General features: G+C 33.2%; 18 protein-coding genes. 15 read left to right on the forward strand and 3 right to left on the reverse strand.

All coding sequences use genetic code 11. The features are described from left to right. Positions 1-7: 7 nt before the first annotated feature. Genes dtd through B5X47_RS10270 form a run of 6 tightly spaced genes read left to right on the forward strand, consistent with a single transcriptional unit; the run spans position 8 to position 6,003 of the window. Positions 8-472 carry a D-aminoacyl-tRNA deacylase gene (gene dtd / locus B5X47_RS10245; RefSeq protein WP_079590060.1) on the forward strand — a complete coding sequence of 155 codons (465 nt, stop codon included), beginning with the start codon at positions 8-10 and terminating at the stop codon, positions 470-472. A 10-nt stretch (positions 473-482) separates the two neighbouring features. Further along, positions 483-1,118, forward strand: coding sequence for an MBL fold metallo-hydrolase (locus B5X47_RS10250; protein ID WP_079590061.1), 636 nt, complete (start codon positions 483-485; stop codon positions 1,116-1,118). Next, the gene (gene hemZ / locus B5X47_RS10255; protein ID WP_159446460.1) at positions 1,108-2,514 is read left to right on the forward strand and encodes a coproporphyrinogen dehydrogenase HemZ; all 1,407 of its coding nucleotides are present in this window, start codon (positions 1,108-1,110) and stop codon (positions 2,512-2,514) included. Before B5X47_RS10250 ends, hemZ begins: the two co-directional genes overlap by 11 nt. Beyond that, positions 2,505-3,767 (forward strand): histidine--tRNA ligase, encoded by a 1,263-nt coding sequence (gene hisS, locus B5X47_RS10260; RefSeq protein WP_079590064.1) that lies wholly within the window; start codon positions 2,505-2,507, stop codon positions 3,765-3,767. Before hemZ ends, hisS begins: the two co-directional genes overlap by 10 nt. Positions 3,768-3,789: 22 nt before the next feature. After that, positions 3,790-5,550 (forward strand): aspartate--tRNA ligase, encoded by a 1,761-nt coding sequence (gene aspS / locus B5X47_RS10265; protein ID WP_079590065.1) that lies wholly within the window; start codon positions 3,790-3,792, stop codon positions 5,548-5,550. An 18-nt stretch (positions 5,551-5,568) separates the two neighbouring features. After that, positions 5,569-6,003 carry a SoxR reducing system RseC family protein gene (locus B5X47_RS10270; RefSeq protein WP_079590066.1) on the forward strand — a complete coding sequence of 145 codons (435 nt, stop codon included), beginning with the start codon at positions 5,569-5,571 and terminating at the stop codon, positions 6,001-6,003. Between the two features lie 129 nt (positions 6,004-6,132). Here B5X47_RS10270 and B5X47_RS10275 read toward each other — a convergent pair whose 3' ends face one another. Together B5X47_RS10275 and B5X47_RS10280 are read right to left on the reverse strand one after the other, a co-directional pair. Beyond that, positions 6,133-6,588, reverse strand: coding sequence for a threonine/serine exporter family protein (locus B5X47_RS10275; RefSeq protein WP_079590067.1), 456 nt, complete (start codon positions 6,586-6,588; stop codon positions 6,133-6,135). Further along, on the reverse strand, positions 6,588-7,367 hold the full coding sequence (locus tag B5X47_RS10280) for a threonine/serine exporter family protein (protein WP_013361510.1): 780 nt from the start codon (positions 7,365-7,367) through the stop codon (positions 6,588-6,590). Before B5X47_RS10280 ends, B5X47_RS10275 begins: the two co-directional genes overlap by 1 nt. Before the next feature lie 147 nt (positions 7,368-7,514). Between B5X47_RS10280 and B5X47_RS10285 the strand changes: the two genes are divergently transcribed. The 9 genes from B5X47_RS10285 (at position 7,515) to orr (ending at position 18,349) form a co-directional block, all read left to right on the forward strand. Then, entirely contained in the window at positions 7,515-8,756 is a 1,242-nt protein-coding gene (locus tag B5X47_RS10285; RefSeq protein WP_079590068.1) for a serine hydroxymethyltransferase, read from the forward strand. 63 nt (positions 8,757-8,819) lie between these two features. Further along, positions 8,820-10,211 (forward strand): sigma-54 interaction domain-containing protein, encoded by a 1,392-nt coding sequence (locus B5X47_RS10290; RefSeq protein ID WP_013361508.1) that lies wholly within the window; start codon positions 8,820-8,822, stop codon positions 10,209-10,211. Between the two features lie 271 nt (positions 10,212-10,482). Continuing rightward, a complete protein-coding gene (gene ord / locus B5X47_RS10295) occupies positions 10,483-11,544 on the forward strand; it encodes a 2,4-diaminopentanoate dehydrogenase (protein WP_013361507.1) in 1,062 nt (353 codons plus the stop codon). A gap of 30 nt (positions 11,545-11,574) precedes the next feature. After that, positions 11,575-11,880 (forward strand): 2-amino-4-oxopentanoate thiolase subunit alpha, encoded by a 306-nt coding sequence (ortA, locus tag B5X47_RS10300; protein ID WP_013361506.1) that lies wholly within the window; start codon positions 11,575-11,577, stop codon positions 11,878-11,880. Continuing rightward, positions 11,873-13,282, forward strand: a complete 1,410-nt coding sequence (ortB, locus tag B5X47_RS10305) for a 2-amino-4-oxopentanoate thiolase subunit OrtB (RefSeq protein WP_079590069.1) — start codon at positions 11,873-11,875, stop codon at positions 13,280-13,282. Before ortA ends, ortB begins: the two co-directional genes overlap by 8 nt. Before the next feature lie 31 nt (positions 13,283-13,313). Next, positions 13,314-13,679, forward strand: coding sequence for an ornithine aminomutase subunit alpha (locus B5X47_RS10310; RefSeq protein WP_079590070.1), 366 nt, complete (start codon positions 13,314-13,316; stop codon positions 13,677-13,679). Continuing rightward, positions 13,679-15,901: a D-ornithine 4,5-aminomutase subunit OraE gene (gene oraE / locus B5X47_RS10315; RefSeq protein WP_079590071.1), complete on the forward strand. Its 2,223-nt coding sequence runs from the start codon at positions 13,679-13,681 to the stop codon at positions 15,899-15,901. Before B5X47_RS10310 ends, oraE begins: the two co-directional genes overlap by 1 nt. Beyond that, entirely contained in the window at positions 15,901-17,298 is a 1,398-nt protein-coding gene (locus tag B5X47_RS10320; RefSeq protein ID WP_079590072.1) for a GlmL-related ornithine degradation protein, read from the forward strand. Before oraE ends, B5X47_RS10320 begins: the two co-directional genes overlap by 1 nt. Further along, on the forward strand, positions 17,288-18,349 hold the full coding sequence (gene orr, locus B5X47_RS10325) for an ornithine racemase Orr (RefSeq protein WP_013361501.1): 1,062 nt from the start codon (positions 17,288-17,290) through the stop codon (positions 18,347-18,349). Before B5X47_RS10320 ends, orr begins: the two co-directional genes overlap by 11 nt. On the opposite strand, the gene B5X47_RS13800 is transcribed toward orr, so the two are convergent. Further along, positions 18,346-18,498 (reverse strand): hypothetical protein, encoded by a 153-nt coding sequence (locus B5X47_RS13800; RefSeq protein WP_159446461.1) that lies wholly within the window; start codon positions 18,496-18,498, stop codon positions 18,346-18,348. The genes orr and B5X47_RS13800 overlap by 4 nt on opposite strands. Between the last annotated feature and the right edge of the window lie 424 nt (positions 18,499-18,922).

The following is an 18,922-nucleotide window of genomic DNA, read 5'->3' on the forward strand; positions in this document are numbered from 1 at the left end:
GTATAAATTGAGAGCTGTAGTTCAAAGAGTTAAAAAAGCGAGTGTTAAAATTCAAAATACTTCTGATGGAGATTATATTAATGGTGAGATTGACAAAGGTCTTTTAGTATTTTTGGGAATTACCCATGAAGATAATGATAAAGACTTAGACTATATCGCAGATAAAATATCAGGTCTTAGGATATTTGAAGATGAGCAAGGAAAGATGAATTTATCAATTGATGATATAAAGGGAGAAATTCTTTTAATTTCTCAGTTTACATTATATGGAGATTGTAGAAAAGGAAGAAGACCTGGATTTACAGATGCAGCAAGGCCAGAGATAGCAATACCACTATATGAAAAAATGATAGAAACTTTAAAATTAAAAGGAATAAAAGTTGAAGTCGGTATATTCGGTGCAGATATGCTCGTAGACATTCAAAATGATGGACCTGTTACAATTTTATTAGACTCAAGTAAGTTATTTTAGGAGGAAGTACATGTTTTTGGAAAAACTAGAAGTAGGCGTCTATAGGGTTAACTGTTACGTAATTGCGGATAAAAATTCGATGAGCGCAGCTGTGATTGATCCAGGTGCTGATTTTGAGAATATAAGAGATATAATTGAAGACAATGGTTTTGATTTAAAATACATTATCCTAACACATGCTCATGGAGATCATATTGGAGCAATAAACTATTTAAAGGATACTTATAATCCCAAAATAGTAATTCATTATTTGGAAAAAGAAATACTTGAAAACCCAGACTATAATTTTTCAAAGCAATTAGGAATGAATTCAGTTTCTTCTAATGCTGATTTGATGCTCCACGATGGAGATACTTTGGAACTTGGGGATTTAAAGCTGGAAATTATGCATACACCAGGTCATACAAAGGGAAGTATGTGCATATTGGTAAATGAAATAATGTTCAGTGGAGACACATTGTTTGCTGGATCTATGGGAAGAACAGATTTATACAGTGGGGATTCCGATAGAATGAAAGCTTCGCTGAAAAAACTAAAGCAGCTTACAATAAATTATACTGTTCTTCCAGGACACGGGGGCGCAACAACTCTAGAGTATGAAAAAACCTCAAATCCATTTATGAGAGATGAGTTCCATGATTATTAAAGTTGACAATCAAAGTGTTGAATTTGAAGTAAAGCAACTCTTAAATTCATTTCATATTAGTGATGAACTTGAAATTGAAATGTTTAGGAGTGCTAAAGATATTTCAACTATTATAAAAAATGATGGCGAAAAGCTATGCTTTATAGAAAAAGTCGATGATGGCTTTAAAGAAACTATATCCTATAAAAAAGCTTTATTTAAAGCTCTAAAAAGTATTTATCCTAGTTCAAATCATCCTTGGGGGATACTCACAGGAATTAGACCAGTTAAAATAGCTCAGGATTTAATAAAGAAGAACATAGATTATATAACAATAAAAAAAATGTTGAATAAAATATATTATATTTCTGATGAAAAAATAGATTTGATGTTGAGAATAGCAAAAATTCAATCTAAATATCTTGATGATATAGAGAAATCATATTCAATTTATATAAGTATCCCATTTTGCCCTTCAAGATGTAACTATTGTTCTTTTTTTTCATGTAGCTTAGATAAAGGACAAAATTTAATAGATCCATATCTAGATAGCTTAGAAAAGGAACTAAAATTCTTTTATAGTAATAAGGTTATTTACGATAAAGAATTGTTGTCGATTTACATTGGTGGGGGAACCCCTAGTACTCTATCAATTAATCAATTTCAAAGACTTATTAAAATTCTTCAAACTTATGTTCCGCTTAAAAACGTTAAAGAGTTTACTTTCGAAGCAGGAAGACCTGATACTTTGGATAGGGAAAAACTCGAAGCTATCAAAATGTCGCCTGTAACTAGATTATCGATAAATCCACAGACTATGAACGACGTTACTTTAAAAAAAATTGGAAGAAATCATACAGTAAGTGATATTATTGAATGTTTTAAAATTTCTAGAGATATAGGCTTTGATAATATTAATATGGATTTGATTTTAGGATTAGAAGATGAGTCTATAGAAAATATAACTAAAACTTTAAGTCATATAAAAGAATTAAAACCAGATAGCTTGACTGTCCATACTCTAGCGATAAAAAAAGCTTCAACATTAATTAATGATTCGCAAGGGGCGTTAGATAAGTTAAGGACGTATAATATTGAAGACTTCATGAAGATATCCGCAGATGCAGCAGATTACTTAGGTATGAAACCATATTATCTATACAGACAAAAAAATATGTTATCAAATTTAGAAAATATAGGATATGCATTAGAAGACAAAATATCTCTATATAATATTGCAATTATGGAAGAAAAGCAAACAATAATTGCTTTTGGTTCTGGAAGTGTTTCAAAATTTACATATCCAGAAGAAAATAGAATTGAAAGAGTATCCAATATTAAAGATGTAAAATTGTATATAGATAATGTTGAACAAGTTATAGCAAAGAAAAATAAGGAGGTAGAAAAGTGGATATAAAGAGGCCAAGAGGAACTCAAGATGTACTACCTAAGGATATAAATAAATGGAATTATGTAGAAACCTTATTTAAAAAAGTATGCTCGGATTTTGGTTATGGAGAAATGAGAACTCCTGATTTTGAATATACAGAGCTTTTTAAACGTGGAGTAGGAGATACTACTGATATTGTTCAAAAGGAGATGTTTACTTTTGAAGCAAAGTCCAAGGAAAGTATAACTCTAAAACCAGAAGGAACGGCTCCAGTTGTAAGAGCTTATATTGAGAATAAACTATATGCAGATCCACAGCCATCCAAATTTTTTTACATAACACCTTGTTTTAGATATGAAAAGCCACAAGCTGGTAGACTCAGAGCTTTCCATCAATTTGGAATTGAAATTTTTGGCACAGATAGCTCTTCAGCAGATGCAGAAGTTATTTCTTTAGCAGTAGAATTTTTTAGACGACTTGAAATTGATGATAAAATCGAGCTGAGGATAAATTCTGTAGGGACTTTAGAAAGTAGAAAAGAATATAATAAAATCCTTAGGGATTATCTTAAGCCAAATTATGATAATCTCTGTCAGACTTGCAAGGATAGATTTGAAAAAAATCCAATGAGAATTATTGATTGTAAGAATGAAACCTGTAAAGCAATATCACACGATGCACCGCTAATGATTGACCATTTGGATGAAGAAAGCAAATTACACTTTGAAAAGCTTAAAAAATATCTTACTGCAATGAAAATAGATTATACAATTGATCCACATATTGTAAGAGGCTTAGATTATTATACAAAATCAGCTTTTGAATTTGTATCAAATGACATAGGCAGTCAATCTACAGTTTGCGGTGGAGGAAGGTATGATGGTTTAATAGAGGAGCTAGGTGGTCCTAAAATTCCAGGTGTAGGCTTTGGATTAGGGATAGAAAGATTATTATTGCTTCTAGATAATCTAGAAAAAGATATAAATCAGCAGCCAAGCTTAGATGTGTTTATAGCTTCTATGGGAGAAGCTGCCGAAATCGAAGCATTTAAAATTTTATATGATTTGAGAAAAACTGGTATAAGCTGTGAGAAAGATCATGTGGGTAAGAGTATAAAAGCTCAGTTTAAATATGCTGATAAGCTAAATAGCAGATTCACTATTGTACTAGGTGATGATGAAATAAATAATCAGATAGTTACGGTGAAAGATATGTCAAATTCTACTCAGACCCAAATTAAGCTAGATGACATAGTAAATTACTTTAAAAATTTGAAATAAAGATAAATATAGGAGGGATAATATGAAAAGGACTCATTATTGTGGGGATTTAAGAAATGAACATATAAATCAAGAAGTTGTGTTAATGGGATGGGTGCAAAGAGCTAGAAATCTTGGTGGTTTAATTTTTGTTGATTTAAGAGACAGAGAAGGAATATGCCAAATAGTATTTGATGAAGAGATTGATAAGCAAGCATTTGAAAAAGCAAGTAAAATTGGAAGTGAATATGTAATTGCAATTAGCGGAATAGTAAGGGAAAGAAGTTCAAAAAATAGCAATATTCCAACTGGAGATATAGAAATCTTTGCTAATAGTATAGACATTTTAAATGAAGCAAATACTCCACCAATTTATATTAAGGACGATGATGATGTTTCTGAAAACTTAAGACTAAAATACAGATATTTAGATCTTAGAAAACCTAAAATGCAGAAAAATTTTATTTTAAGGCATAAAGTAACTCAAATTGTAAGAAACTTCTTGTCTCAAGAAGGATTTATAGATGTTGAAACGCCTATGCTTACTAAGCCTACGCCAGAAGGTGCTAGAGATTATCTGGTACCAAGTAGAGTTAGCAATGGTAAATTTTATGCACTCCCTCAATCTCCACAGCTATTTAAGCAACTTTTGATGGTATCTGGAATGGATAGATATTACCAAATAGTTAAGTGCTTTAGAGATGAAGATTTAAGAGCAGATAGACAACCTGAATTTACCCAGATAGACTGCGAAATGTCTTTTGTGGATATGGAAGATGTAATGCAGATTATGGAGAGATTAATAGCCAAGGTATTTGATGAAGCGCTAAATGTAAAAATAGATTTGCCATTACAAAGAATGACTTATGATGAAGCTATGTCAAGATTCGGTTCAGATAAACCAGATGTAAGATTTGGATTTGAAATAGTTGATTTAACTGAAGAAGTTAAAGATTGTGGGTTTTCAGTATTTGAAACTAGTGCAATGGAAGAAGGTAAAAGTGTAAGGGCAATAAACATTAATGGATATGAATCTAATTTCACGAGAAAAGGAATAACAGCTCTTGAAGATGTGGCAAAGACGTATGGAGCAAAGGGATTAGCATGGATTAAGCTTACTTCAGAGGGAGTTAATTCACCTATTTCTAAATTTATAAATGATGAAGCGATGAATAGAATTTTATCTAAAATGGATGCTAAAACTGGAGATTTAATCTTATTTGTTGCAGATAGAGATAAAATAGTTTTTGATTCATTAGGACATGTAAGAATAGATGCAGCTAAGAAGTTGGATTTATTAAAGAAAGATGAGTATAAATTACTTTACGTAACAGAATTTCCTCAATTTGAATATGATGAAGACAATAATAGGTATGTTGCTATGCATCATCCATTTACAAGTCCTCTTGATGAAGATATGGGGCTACTAGAAAGCAATCCTTCTAAAGTTAGAGCAAAGGCGTATGATATGGTTCTTAACGGAGTAGAGCTTGGTGGTGGAAGTATTAGAATTCATAATTCTAAAATCCAAGAAAAAATGTTTACAGCTCTTGGTTTTAGCACAGAAGAAGCTTGGGATAAATTCGGATTTTTATTAGAAGCGTTTAAATATGGGACGCCTCCTCATGGTGGAATTGCATTTGGACTTGATAGATTAATCATGTTACTGGCTGGAGAAGAAAGCATTAGGGAAGTAATTGCATTTCCTAAAACTCAAAATGCTTCATGTCCACTTACTAATGCTCCATCAGAGGCTGATAACACTGCGCTTTTAGAACTGGGAATTGGTTTACTTGATAATTAATATGTTTGGAGGCAGTAAATGCGAGAAGTAGGTTTAGTGGTTAATGTAGAAGCTAACAACGCATATGTGCAAATTGATAGAAAAACAGCTTGCGAAAGCTGTAAAGCGTGTGGCTTGGGTACTAGTGATGAAAAATCAATTATAGTCCAAGCAATAAATAATATAAAAGCTCAAAAAGGAGATATAGTTGAACTTGATTTAGAATCTCCAGATGTTCTTCTAGCGGCATTTATTATTTATGGAATACCACTACTTGCACTTATTTTAGGGATATTTGCTTCATATGGAGTAATGAAAGCTATTAACTATAATTCTGAGATATTAATGCTATTAACTGGAGTAGTATTTATGATAATTTCTTTTATAATAATTAGACTAAATGAGCCAAAACTAAAAGAATCTAAAAAATTTAGTTCAACTGTAGTAGAAATTAAAGGTAAATCGTTAATATAATTAATGTTTATAGGGCTATGAAATAAAGCAGGATTACTTTTGTGATGAAGTTTCACAAATATAATCCTGCTTTTTTAACTATTATAATATGCTCTGATATAATCATAAAAATATTTAGGTTTAAATTAACTAAATTCTTGGCAAGGTCATTGGCTTTTTTGAATTTTTTCTTTTCAAGATTTTTGCTATTGAAGAAACTAGAATTACTCCTATTGCTATAGCTCCTGAATTGAAAATAGTATTTAGACCTAGAGACAATCCTTGCTCTAAATTATTTTGAAGCAAATTGAGCATTGTACTATATATACCGTAGCCTGGAACCAATGGTATTATTCCAGGTATGACAAATGCAGTAACAGGGTTTTTATTTATTCTAGCAAATAGCTCTCCTAACGCAGCAACTGAAATTGCAGCAATTAAGTTTGCGGGGGCTGGTGAAATTAATGGTTGAAGAGCCGTATAAACAGTCCAACCAGTACCGCCACAAAGACCACCATAAATAAGGGATTTCTTTGGAGTATTAAAAACAACAGCAAAACCAACTGTAGCAAAAAAAGAATATATAAAATGTAGTATTAGTGACATTAGATTACACCTCCAAGCATTATCAGCAGTTTAAGAGCGCTACCTATTCCTACCGCAATAGCAATGGCTGTAAGCAATGCCTCAGATACTCTAGATACGCCAGAAATAAGATCACCAGATATGAAATCACGTATACCATTGGTTAAGGCAACGCCTGGAAGAAGAGGCATTATTGAGCCAACTATAACCATGTCAAGACTGTGACCAAACCCTATCTTTCTAACTACTATTGCAAGAATTCCTATAATGAAGCTAGCAGCTGCATTTGCTAAAAATGATGTTTCTGAAAGTCGCTCTAATTTTTCAAAGCTAATCATGGCAATCATAGATATGAAAAATGCTACTATAAAATCGCTGATTTTACCGCCAAAAATAAGCGCGAACATTCCAGAAGCTAGACCTGCCCAAATCATTTTAGTAAGAGTTTTATAAGAAGGAGCTTTGTCTATTTTTTTTAATTCCTTAATACCTTCCCATATATCTAAATCATCTAATATAAATTCTCTTGAAAAGTCATTTATCATAGCCACTTTATTTAAATCAGTATTTCTAAATTTAATTCTTTTAATAAAGCTGTATCCATCAAATCTGTCATCAGATACGATAATTACTGTAGGCGTAACAAAAGCACTTATATGCTTAAGTTTTTTTGATTTACAGATTCTTGTGATCGTATCTTCCACTCTATAGGTTTCAGCTCCATTTTTAAGCATGATTTCGCCAGCATATAATGCTAATCTTAAAATTTGTTTTTTCTGCATGTCATTTAGTTGAGTCATAACTCCACCACCTTTTTTATTGTCCGTATAAAAATTATACAACGAAAACTACCATAAAAAATAAATATTTTTATATATTTCCATTTTTTTATGGTATTATATTGTTGAACAAGTCAAAAAATTTAAAATATTCCATGAGGTGATAACATGAATTTTGAAAATTTAAAGAAGTTTGATCCAGAAGTCTATGAAACTTTAAAAACGGAATTAGAAAGACAAAGAACAAATATTGAATTGATTGCTTCAGAAAATATCGTGAGTGAAGCAGTTATGGAAGCTATGGGAAGCTATTTTACTAATAAATACGCAGAAGGGTATCCTGGCAAAAGATACTATGGCGGTTGCGAGCACGTAGATGTAATGGAAAATTATGCAATAGATAGATTAAAAGAAATATTTGGAGCAGAGCATGCTAATGTCCAGCCTCACTCTGGTTCACAAGCAAATATGGGAGTGTACTTTGCATTCTTAAAGCCAGGAGATAAGGTTATGGGTATGAACCTATCTCAGGGAGGTCATTTAACTCATGGATCTCCAGTTAATATATCTGGCCAGTATTTTGACTTTACTGAGTACGGGGTAGCCAAAGAAGATGGCATGATTGACTTTGATGAAGTGAGAAGACTAGCTCATGAAATTAAACCTAAAATGATTGTTGCTGGGGCGAGTGCGTATCCAAGAGAAATTGATTTTAAAAAATTCAAAGAAATTGCAGATGAAGTTGGAGCATATCTTATGGTAGATATGGCTCATATTGCTGGCCTTGTTGCTGCTGGTCTTCATAATAATCCTTGCGAGGTTGCAGATTTCGTGACTAGTACTACACATAAAACTTTGAGAGGTCCACGTGGGGGAGTAATTTTATGTAAGAAAGAATATGCTACTAAGATTGATAAAGCAATTTTCCCTGGAATTCAAGGTGGTCCTCTAGAGCATGTAATTGCAGCTAAAGCAGTTTGCTTTAAAGAGGCACTTAGCCCAGACTTTAAGGAATATCAAAAGAAAGTAGTTGCAAATGCAAAAGCTCTTTCAGATGCATTAATTAAAAGAGGTTTTGATATAGTTAGTGGTGGAACTGATAATCATATAGTACTTCTTGATTTAAGAAGTAAAAATGTTACTGGTAAAGATGCTGAAAAATTATTAGATGAAGCACATATAACTGTAAATAAAAATTCTATTCCGTTCGACCCAGCTAATTTCTTAATAACTAGTGGTGTAAGACTTGGAACACCAGCTGTTACTACAAGAGGTATGAATGAAGAGGATATGGAAACTATTGCAGAAATAATTGAAGTAGTATTAGGTCAAAAGGATATCGAAAAAGCAAAACAAATGTCTAGAGCTCTGACTGATAAGTATCCTTTATACAAAGATGCAGTATTATAAAAAATTTATGTTAAAATAAGGTTAGAATTATTCTAACCTTATTTTTTTTGGAGGATATTAATTATGAAGAGCAAATTCCAACAGATAGTGATGCAAAAAATTTTGCATCACATACAAGAAGGGGTACATGTAATAGATAAAGAGGGAAATACAGTAGTTTATAATGAAGCAATGGCTAGGCTTGAAGATATGAAAGAAGTAGATGTAATTAAAAAACCTTTGCTTGAAGTGTTTAAAGGAATGAAAATTAATGAAAGTACATTGCTTACTGCTCTGAACAATAAAGTTGACATTATAAATAAAAAGCAAACTTATTTAAATAAGGATGGTAAAGAAATTACTACAATTAATACAACTATGCCACTTCTTAATAATAAAGAGGTTGTAGGAGCGATTGAAATTGCTAAAAATATAACTGAAATTCAGGAAATGTCAGAAACTATACTTGAGCTTCAAAAAGAAATTAATACTCCAAACAGACGAATAAAGAAAATAAAAAAATATACATTTGAAAATATTTATGGCAAAGATTTAGAGTTTTCAGCCTCGTTATCAATTGCTAGAAAGGCTGCAAAAACTACTGCATCTGTGTTTATTTATGGAGAAACAGGAACTGGAAAAGAGCTAATTGCTCAAAGTATTCATTATGAGGGACCAAGAAAGGCTATGCCATTTTTGGCACAAAACTGCGCAGCTCTTCCTGAGTCTCTACTAGAAGGAATTCTTTTTGGAACCTCTAAGGGCGGATTTACTGGCGCAATAGATAGGCCAGGATTATTTGAACAAGCAAATGGAGGGACTTTGCTATTAGATGAAATCAACTCCATGCCATATGAGCTTCAAGCTAAATTACTTAGAGTGCTACAAGAAGGATACATAAGACGTGTAGGTGGAATGAAAGATATTCCTATCGATGTGAGAATAATTGCTACCACAAACGAACAGCCATCATTACTTGTAGATAAAGGAATACTCAGAAAAGATTTATATTATAGATTGAATATTATCCCAATTAATGTACCACCACTAAGAGCTAGAAAAGTGGATATTGTTCCACTTAGTGAGAGATTTATAAAAAAATACAATGAAATATATGAGAAAGAAGTATGGCTTATATCTGATAAGGCAAAGGAAAAATTAATCAACTATTCATGGCCTGGCAATGTAAGGGAATTAGAAAATACCATAATGGCAGCACTATCTATGATAGATGATGAACATGTTATAAACGAAAACAATATTTTGCTACCTGAAACTGACAATAGCTTTGTAGGAGCTACTGCAAAACAAATTGATATATCTAAGAAAAATTTAAATCAAATTCTAGAGGAAATAGAAATGAGCTTAATAATGGATTCATTAAAGAGAAATTCTTTAAATATAAGCAAAGCTGCTAATGAACTAGGGATAAAACGGCAAACCTTACAGCATAAAATTAAAAAATATAAAATTTAGCAAAATAATTTGCACTAAAGTGCAAATTATTTTGCTTTTTTTATTCAAATACAATAATTTTATTCAAAATTTTCGGATTTTTTAAATAATAAATAAATGTCTTATTATAAGAATAGTCTTGAAAATGGCTTAATAACCACCTAAGACGTTATTAATTTTAAATAAAATTAGCAAAATTATAAATAATAAAATATTGGCATTGATATTGCTATTAACAAAAGATGTGTGTTAAATATGATTATTTACTTATATAACGAGGAGGAAATTAATAATGGAAAAAGTTAAAGTAATAATAATGGGTCTAGGAGCTATGGGCGGAGGAATGGCCGATATGCTATTAAAGAAACAAGGAGTAGAAATCGTTGGGGTTGTAGGTAGAGGTAAAATGCTAGGAACTAGCATGTATGATCATATTTCAACTCCAAGAGGAGATAGAGAAGATGTAATTGTTGGAGCTATGGAAGATGTTATAACAGAAAAAGCTGCGGATGTAGTTTTACTTTGCACAGATTCATTTACAAGAAAAGCATTTGATAAAATAAAATTTATAGTAGAAAAGAAAATTAATGTTATTTCATCTGCAGAAGAAATGGCATATCCTATGGCACAAGAGCCAGAGCTAGCAAAAGAAATAGACAGATTAGCAAAAGAAAATGGAGTATCTGTTCTTGGAACAGGAATTAATCCTGGTCTTATTATGGATTTACTAGTGATACTTATGACTGGATGCTGTGAAGAAGTTCATTCAATTTTATCAAGAAGAGTAAACAGCCTTTCTCCATTTGGACCTGCTGTAATGGAAGAGCAAGGAATAGGCATTACAGTTGAAGAGTTTAACAAAGGAGTACAAGAAGGAACTCTAGCAGGGCACGTTGGTTTCCATGAGTCTATTGGAATGATTGCAGATGCAATTGGATGGAAGCTCAGCGCGCCAATTACTCAAAGTATGGAGCCAATTGTAACTGATGTAGATAGAAAATCACCATATGGATTTGCTAAAGCTGGCAATGTTGCTGGATGCGCAATGAAAGGATTTGGATACGTTGATGGTGAGCTTAAGATTGAAATGGATCATCCACAACAAATCGAGCCAGAGCAAGTTGGAGTTCAAACAGGCGACTATGTAATTATAAACGGTGTGCCAAATATAAACATGGTTAACTCACCAGAGGTTCCAGGAGGAATTGGAACTATAGCAATGTGCGTTAATATGATTCCTCAAATTATAAATGCAAGACCAGGTCTTCACACTATGATAGATTTACCAGTACCAAGAGCTATCATGGGAGACTTTAGAGATTTAATATCTGAAGAAGCTAAAATCGTAAAATAAAAATATATAAAAAAATAGGAAGTGACTAAAATGGCAAAAAAAGGTGATTGGGTACTAATCCATAAGATAGTTCTTTCTCCTGAAGAAAGAGCGCCACAAGTTCCTGATGATACTAAAAAAGTACCTCTTGAGATGTGGATTAAAGGCTATCTTAATGAGGATGCTCAAATCGGAGATCAAGTATCAATTACTACAAGAACTAAAAGAGTAGAAGAAGGAAAGCTTTTAGAAGTGAATCCATATTATACTCATGATTTCGGAAAATTCGTTCCTGAGCTTTTAAAAATTTCTGAGCAGGTTAGAGAAATTACTTTTGGAGGTGAAGGAAATGAGTAAGGACATGTCATACAGTGGCGTTATGTCAAGAAGAAATGAGATAATGAAAAATGCTATTGGCATAGATTACACTACTTTTGAAAGTGGCTCTTTATCTTTCGACTATGAAAAAATGATGAGAGAAACTGGATACACCTTAGAAGAAATGCAAAAGATCCAGTACTCTACAGGAGTAGGAAGAACTCCAGTTTTAGAGCTTAGAAATATAACAGCTTTGGCAAGAAAATATGCAGCGCCAGGAAAAGGAGCTAGAATATTTATAAAAGATGAAGCTGGAAATCCGTCTGGAAGTTTTAAAGCTAGAAGAGCTGCTAATGCTGTATATCATGCAAAAAAATTAGGATATAAAGGTGTTATAGCTGCCACAAGCGGAAACTATGGTGCGGCAGTTGCTTCACAAGCAGCAATGGCAGGATTAAAGTGTATTATAGTACAAGAATGCTATGACTCAAAAGGAGTAGGCCAGCCTGAGATAATCGAAAAAGCAAGAAAATGTGAAGCACTTGGGGCAGAGGTAGTTCAGCTATCAGTTGGTCCAGAGCTTTTTTATAAATTCTTATCGCTTTTAGAAGAAACAGGATATTTCAACGCTTCATTATATACTCCATTTGGAATAGCTGGAGTAGAGACTTTAGGATATGAGCTTGCAGTTGAATTTAGAGAGGCTTATGGCAAGGATCCAGATGTAGTTGTTTGTTCAAATGCAGGTGGAGGAAATCTTACAGGTACAGCTAGAGGTCTTATTAAAGCTGGAGCACAGTCAGAAGTCGTGGCTGCAAGTGTAAATCTCCAAGGGCTTCATATGGCATCAGATACTCAATTTAATAAGAAATCCTTTACTACTAGCCATACTGGATTTGGTATGCCTTTTGCAACATGGCCTGATAGATCAGATGTTCCAAGATCAGCGGCGAGGCCACTTCGCTACATGGATAGATATGTAACGGTTAATCAAGGTGAAGTTTTTTATATCACAGAGACACTTGCTAGTTTAGAAGGACTTGAAAAAGGACCTGCAGGGAATACTGCATTAGCAGCAGCTTTTTCTTTAGCACAAGAAATGGATAAGGACCAGATAATTGTAGTACAAGAAACTGAATACACTGGTGCTGGTAAGCATATTCAGCCTCAACTAGCTTTTGCTAGAGATAATGGAATAGATATTAAATTCGGTAACCCAAAAGAAGAAATTGCTGGAATAAACATTATACTTCCAGAAAATCCTGGCATGATAAAAGCAGTTGACCATGATATGAATAAACTTAGAAAATCACTGATAAAAAATGCATTAGCTAATTATCCTGATGCAAAATTAGATGATTCTGACATTGATTTCCTAGTTAAGGAAACTAAATCAGATACAGAATTTGTTAAAGCTACTATTAAAGAAATAAAGGGTTAATAAAATAGTTTTTATTTTAGGGAGGATTAGAATGAAAAGAGCAGACGATTTTCAACAAAGAAGAGCTCATTTAGCTAACTTAAGCGACGAAGAGCTTCAAGCAAGATTTTGGGAAATGGCAGAAAAAATAGTTGATCCATTATTGGATTTAGGGAAAAAGAATACAACTCCTTCAATTGAAAGATCTGTACTTCTTCGTATGGGATTCTCATCTTTAGAAGCTAAAGCAATAGTAGATAAAACTATGGATAGAGGGCTTATGGGAAAAGGTGCTGGTCATATAGTTTACAAAATAGCGAAAGAAAAAAATATCTCTGTTAGAGAAGCTGGACTTGCATTAAGTGAAGGCAAGTACTGGGATGATGCTATTCAAATTTTCAAAGGAGGAGTAAAATAATGGAAAAAGATCTACAGTTAAGAGTTAATGAAAAACTTGACGTTGAAAATATATTAAAAGACCTTGATAAATATACTCCAAAAAGAAGAGGTTGGACATGGAGACAACCAGCTGAAAATCTTCAAATGGGACCTTTTATTTATAAAGATGCTTCTACTCCTTTAGAAAATAGTGTTGCACTACCATCAGCAAAATATTTTGGTGATATCGATCCACAACCACTTCCAGTAATCACAACAGAGATTGCTTCAGGAAGATTTGAAGACGATATTAGACGTATGAGAATGGCTGCTTGGCATGGAGCTGACCATATAATGGTTATCCGTACAGCTGGACAATCTCACTACGATGGTTTAATTGAAGGAACTCCTCAAGGGATTGGTGGAGTACCTATAACTAGAAAGCAAGTTAGAGCTCAGCGTAAAGCACTTGATTTAATTGAAGAAGAAGTAGGAAGACCAATTAACTATCATTCATATGTTTCTGGAGTTGCAGGTCCTGATATAGCAGTTATGTTTGCTGAAGAGGGAGTTAATGGAGCTCACCAAGATCCACAATACAACGTACTATACAGAAATATTAATATGATTCGTTCTTTTATAGATGCTTGCGAATCAAAAACTATCATGGCTTGGGCTGATATGGCTCAGATAGATGGAGCGCATAATGCAAACGCTACAGCTAGAGAAGCTTGGAAAGTAATGCCTGAACTTATGGTTCAGCATGCTTTAAACTCAATATTCTCGCTTAAAGTTGGAATGAAAAAATCAAATATCTGCTTATCTACAGTTCCTCCTACTGCTCCACCAGCACCGTCTATGTATTTAGATTTACCATATGCAGTGGCTTTAAGAGAGATGTTTGAAGGATATAGAATGAGAGCACAGATGAATACAAAGTATATGGAAGCATCTACTAGAGAAGCTACTGTAACTCATGTTCTAAATCTTCTTATATCTAAACTTACAAGAGCAGATATTCAATCTACAATTACTCCTGACGAGGGAAGAAACGTTCCTTGGCATATATACAATATAGAAGCTTGCGATACAGCAAAACAAGCTCTAATTGGTATGGATGGATTAATGGATATGGTTCAGCTTAAAAGAGAAGGCGTTCTTGGCGACACAGTAAGAGAGCTTAAAGAAAGAGCTGTTCTATTTATGGAAGAAATAATTGAAGCTGGCGGATACTTCAATGCTGTTGAGCAAGGATTCTTCGTTGATTCAGGGTACTATCCAGAAAGAAATGGCGATGGAATCGCAAGACAAATAGATGGAGGAATTGGTGCAGGAACTGTATTTGAGAGAGATGAAGACTATATGGCTCCAGTTACAGCTCACTTCGGATACAACAATGTTAAGCAATACGACGAGGCATTAGTATCTGAACCTTCAAAGTTAATCGATGGTTGTACTTTAGAAGTACCAGAAAAAATCGTATATATTGATGAGCTAGATGAAAATGATAACGTTAACGTTAGAATGGAAGAAACTAAAGAATTCAGACATTCATCAATGATTAAACCTGAGGTAGAATGGCAAGCAGATGGTACAGTTCTTTTAACTATGTTCCTTCCAACTAGTAAAAGAATTGCTGAATTTGCTGCTATAGAATTTGCTAAAAAGATGAACTTGGAAGAAGTTGAAGTTATTAATAGAGAAGTAATGCAAGAAGCTGAAGGAACTAGAATAGAGCTAAAAGGAAGAGTTCCATTTAGCATAGATATCAACAGCCTTGTTATTCCTCCAGAGCCAGAAATACTTTCTGAAGATGAAATAAGAGAAGATATCGAAAAAACTCCACTTAAAATAGTTGCGGCAACTGTTGGAGAAGATGAGCATTCAGTTGGTCTAAGAGAAGTAATAGATATTAAACATGGCGGTATTGAAAAATACGGTGTTGAAGTTCATTATCTAGGAACATCTGTACCTGTTGAGAAGCTAGTAGATGCTGCTATAGAATTAAAAGCAGATGCTATATTAGCTTCAACTATTATCAGTCATGATGATATCCATTATAAAAATATGAAGCGCATTCATGAGCTAGCTGTAGAAAAAGGTATCCGTGATAAGATTATGATCGGATGCGGAGGAACTCAGGTTACTCCAGAGGTTGCAGTTAAGCAAGGCGTGGATGCTGGATTTGGTAGAGGTTCAAAAGGTATTCATGTTGCAACTTTCCTTGTTAAGAAAAGAAGAGAGATGAGAGAAGGGAAATAATGAAAATCGATGTTTTAGTTGCTGAAATAGGTTCAACAACGACAGTCGTAAATGCCTTCAATAATATAAATAGTCCTGACCCAGTTTTTCTGGGTCAAGGACAAGCACCTACTTCAGTTTTAGAAGGTGATGTTAGAATTGGATTAAATAGTGCTATTGATGATTTGGCTGAGAATTTAAATGCTCAGTCAATTGAATATACAGAAATGATTGCTACCTCTAGTGCGGCTGGAGGACTTAAAATGACAGTTCATGGACTTGTATATGACATGACTGCAAGGGCAGCTAAAGAAGCTGCGCTTGGAGCAGGGGCAATTATTCATCAAGTTACTGCTGGTAAGCTAAGACGTACAGATTTGAAAAAAATCGAAGAAATTCATCCAAATATAATTTTGCTAGCAGGTGGAGTGGATTATGGAGAGAGAGATACAGCTATTTATAATGCAGAATTATTAGCAGGTCTTAATTTGCCTATTCCACTTATTTATGCAGGAAATGTTGAAAATCAAGAAGAAATCAAATTAATATTTGAAGGTACAAATTACAAACTTTATATTGTGGATAATGTATATCCTAAAATAGACGAGCTTAATGTTGAACCTACAAGAAAAGTTATTCAAGATGCATTTGAAGAGCATATCATTCATGCACCAGGTATGGAACACGTTAGAGACCTAGTTAATGGTCCAATTATTCCAACACCTGGAGCAGTAATGGAAAGCTCAAAATTATTGTATGAAAAAATTGGCGATGTAATGGTTCTAGATGTAGGAGGAGCTACTACAGATTTGCATTCTGTAACTAAGGGTTCGGAAGAGGTAGAAAGAATTCTTGTGAGTCCAGAACCTCTTGCAAAGAGAACAGTTGAAGGCGATTTGGGAGTATTTGTAAATATGCCTAATATTGTTAAACAAATTGGCAAAGAAATACTTGAAAAAGAGCTGGGTTTAAATATTGACAATATAATGCAAACCTATAAGGCTATACCTAAGAACCCTGATGAAGTGAAATTTGTCGAAAGACTGACAAAAGAAGCTGTTTTAAGAGCTGTGGAAAGACATGCTGGCAAAATCAGAAATGTTTATGGACCTTCGGGTAGATCATCTCTGGCAGAAGGTAAAGATTTATCGGAAGTTAGGTATATTGTAGGAACAGGTGGAGCATTAACTAGACTTCCTAATAGAGTATCAATAATTGAGTCAATCGCTAAAAATAATCACACTGGTCTTTTACTATTTCCTACTGCTGAAGCAGAAATATTAATTGACAATCATTATATAATGGCATCTTTAGGAGTTCTTTCTAAGGTGCACAAGGATGCTGCATTTAAGCTTATGTGTGATAGCTTAGAAATTGACGAAAAATACTTTTTAAAAGGAGAAGAAGATGTATCCTAAAATTACAATAGATATTAATAAACTAAGAGATAATGCTACCTTCATTAAAAATCTTTGCGAAAAAGGGGGATGCAAAACAGCTTTAGTAGTAAAGTCTATGTGTGCAAATCATGACATAGTTAAAGAGCTAGATTCGGTAGAAGTTGACTATTTCGCGGATTCGAGAATCCAAAATTTAAAGAAGCTTAAAGATTTAAAAACAAAAAAAATGCTACTTCGCATTCCTATGCTTTGTGAGGTTGAAGATGTAGTTAAGTATGCTGACATAAGCATGAATTCAGAATTAGATACCTTAAAGGCTTTGAATAAAGCTGCTAAGACTCTTAATAAAGTACACTCAGTTATTATTATGGTAGATTTAGGAGACTTAAGAGAAGGTTATTTTGAAGCTGAAGATTTGAAAGAAAACATTAAAGAAATTATTAAACTTGAGAATATAGAAATAAAAGGAATAGGAGTTAATCTCACTTGTTATGGCGCCGTTATTCCTAAAAATGATAATCTATCTAGATTATGTGATATTGCAGATGAACTAAGAACAGAATTTAATCTAGAGCTTCCAATTGTTTCTGGTGGAAATTCTAGCTCTATTTATCTTATTGATAAAGGCGAACTTCCTGAAGGAATTACAAATCTCCGTGTGGGAGAGTCTATGCTTCTAGGTAGAGAAACCGCTTACGGCGAAGACATTATCGGTATGAATAACGATGTCTTTGAACTTAAGTGCCAGATTGTAGAGCTTAAAGAAAAACCATCACTTCCAATTGGAGAAATTGGTGTTGATGCTTTTGGAAATAAACCATATTACGAAGATAAAGGAATTAGAAAAAGAGCTATATTAGCCATTGGACAACAAGATACAGACATTTCTTCGCTTATGCCAATAGATGATAAGCTTGAAATTCTAGGAGCTAGCTCTGATCATTTAATAGTTGATGTTTCTGACAGCAACACTTCATATAAGGTTGGAGATATAATAACTTTTAGAATGGGTTATGGAGCTCTTTTAAAAGGATTTACAAGCGAATATATTGAAAAAGAACTTCTTTAAGATAAAAAAATTACAAATAAAAAGACAAGAGCGATTCTTGTCTTTTTATTTTGAAAATATAATGAAATATTAGTTACATCCACTACAGCTTGAGCAACCACTTTGCTCGCCAGTATTTGAAGGCTGAACAAAGATACCAGTATTTCCATTTTCATTGAAATATTCTATTTCAAATGTTCCAAATTGATCGTTTAAAGACTTTTCAACTAAAAAATTAAAATCTTCTACATTAGTTACTAAATCTTCATCTTTTTGCTCATCCAGAGCAAGGTTAAATGATGGGCCGCCTCATCCCATTCCAGATAGAAATACTCTTATAGAGTTGCTTTCTAATTTTTTTGATTGAAGTATATTTCTCAGCTCAGTTAGAGCTTCGGTACTAATACTGATTGCTTTCATAAAAGACCTCCTAATCGATAGATAAGATTAATTAAAATCATAAAATAATTTTATAGCAAAATGAATAAAAAGTAAATAGTTAATATTACTAAATATTAAAATATATAGATATAACGATATAAATTGAATTAATGGGGTTGGGTTATAGCAATAAATTTGATATGATAAAGATAT

This window comes from Acetoanaerobium noterae (assembly GCF_900168025.1).
Classification (GTDB): Bacteria; Bacillota; Clostridia; order Peptostreptococcales; family Filifactoraceae; genus Acetoanaerobium; species Acetoanaerobium noterae.

What these genes read in the sequence shown, in the direction of transcription:
- B5X47_RS10250 (WP_079590061.1), top strand. Translation starts at nt 483, where the DNA reads ATGTTTTTGGAAAAACTAGAAGTAGGCGTCTATAGGGTTAACTGTTAC.
- hemZ (WP_159446460.1), top strand. Translation starts at nt 1,108, where the DNA reads ATGATTATTAAAGTTGACAATCAAAGTGTTGAATTTGAAGTAAAGCAA.
- aspS (WP_079590065.1), top strand. Translation starts at nt 3,790, where the DNA reads ATGAAAAGGACTCATTATTGTGGGGATTTAAGAAATGAACATATAAAT.
- B5X47_RS10270 (WP_079590066.1), top strand. Translation starts at nt 5,569, where the DNA reads ATGCGAGAAGTAGGTTTAGTGGTTAATGTAGAAGCTAACAACGCATAT.
- B5X47_RS10275 (WP_079590067.1), bottom strand. Translation starts at nt 6,588, where the DNA reads ATGTCACTAATACTACATTTTATATATTCTTTTTTTGCTACAGTTGGT.
- B5X47_RS10280 (WP_013361510.1), bottom strand. Translation starts at nt 7,367, where the DNA reads ATGACTCAACTAAATGACATGCAGAAAAAACAAATTTTAAGATTAGCA.
- B5X47_RS10285 (WP_079590068.1), top strand. Translation starts at nt 7,515, where the DNA reads ATGAATTTTGAAAATTTAAAGAAGTTTGATCCAGAAGTCTATGAAACT.
- B5X47_RS10290 (WP_013361508.1), top strand. Translation starts at nt 8,820, where the DNA reads ATGAAGAGCAAATTCCAACAGATAGTGATGCAAAAAATTTTGCATCAC.
- ord (WP_013361507.1), top strand. Translation starts at nt 10,483, where the DNA reads ATGGAAAAAGTTAAAGTAATAATAATGGGTCTAGGAGCTATGGGCGGA.
- ortA (WP_013361506.1), top strand. Translation starts at nt 11,575, where the DNA reads ATGGCAAAAAAAGGTGATTGGGTACTAATCCATAAGATAGTTCTTTCT.
- ortB (WP_079590069.1), top strand. Translation starts at nt 11,873, where the DNA reads ATGAGTAAGGACATGTCATACAGTGGCGTTATGTCAAGAAGAAATGAG.
- B5X47_RS10310 (WP_079590070.1), top strand. Translation starts at nt 13,314, where the DNA reads ATGAAAAGAGCAGACGATTTTCAACAAAGAAGAGCTCATTTAGCTAAC.
- oraE (WP_079590071.1), top strand. Translation starts at nt 13,679, where the DNA reads ATGGAAAAAGATCTACAGTTAAGAGTTAATGAAAAACTTGACGTTGAA.
- B5X47_RS10320 (WP_079590072.1), top strand. Translation starts at nt 15,901, where the DNA reads ATGAAAATCGATGTTTTAGTTGCTGAAATAGGTTCAACAACGACAGTC.
- orr (WP_013361501.1), top strand. Translation starts at nt 17,288, where the DNA reads ATGTATCCTAAAATTACAATAGATATTAATAAACTAAGAGATAATGCT.
- B5X47_RS13800 (WP_159446461.1), bottom strand. Translation starts at nt 18,498, where the DNA reads ATGGAAATACTGGTATCTTTGTTCAGCCTTCAAATACTGGCGAGCAAA.